The 531-nt window shown below is 74.4% G+C and carries 1 protein-coding gene and 1 pseudogene; one reads left to right on the forward strand and one right to left on the reverse strand.

Annotation, left to right across the window (positions count from 1 at the left end; genetic code table 11):
- Positions 1–97: 97 nt before the first annotated feature.
- Positions 98–400 carry a DUF1127 domain-containing protein gene (locus tag ACGTN6_RS21010; protein ID WP_394595050.1) on the reverse strand — a complete coding sequence of 101 codons (303 nt, stop codon included), beginning with the start codon at positions 398–400 and terminating at the stop codon, positions 98–100.
- On the opposite strand from ACGTN6_RS21010, the pseudogene ACGTN6_RS21155 reads away from it, so the two are divergent.
- Positions 323–531, forward strand: a pseudogene (locus tag ACGTN6_RS21155) (LysR family transcriptional regulator); the annotation flags it as partial. The gene ACGTN6_RS21010 and the pseudogene ACGTN6_RS21155 sit on opposite strands and share 78 nt — an antisense overlap.

The raw sequence follows: 531 nt of genomic DNA on the forward strand, positions 1-531 counted from the left end.
CGCCAGGCCTCCGCCCGCGTCGAATAGCCCCGGCGGCATCGGTGCGGTCGGTCCCGGGCCTTGGCGTCTCGCGGCGCCCGGGGCCGGCACTCGAGGGTCAGGACGGCGTATCCTCCTGATGCGGGCGCGCCGCGCCGCGGTGCAGGGCGTCCAGGGCATCTTGGGTGCGCGGCAGGCGCAGCGCTCGGTGGATATCTCCGCGGCGGTAGCCGATATCCTCGAGGGTGGCATCGTCGCAGGCCAGCAGGTGGCGCAGGTTCTGGCGCAGGTGCCGCCGCCGACGCCGGGCCTGCCACCAGGATTCGAGTGCGCGGATCGCGCCCAGCGCTCGCCGTTGCCGGTGGCCCTGGCCCATCATGGCTGCCCATGGCGCCAGGCGGCGCTGGATGCCCTGGACCATGCCGGTCTGAGCTATCGGATCGCCTACACCTGCGAGCACTGCGCGGGGCAGGAGGCCGCCATGCTGGCCGACCTGGCGGTCGCTCCTTTCCCGCTGGGGCTGGTGCGCCCGCCGCTGCGTCGGATCGACGG

This window comes from Halomonas sp. B23F22_20 (assembly GCF_043496985.1).
Classification (GTDB): domain Bacteria; phylum Pseudomonadota; class Gammaproteobacteria; order Pseudomonadales; family Halomonadaceae; genus Halomonas.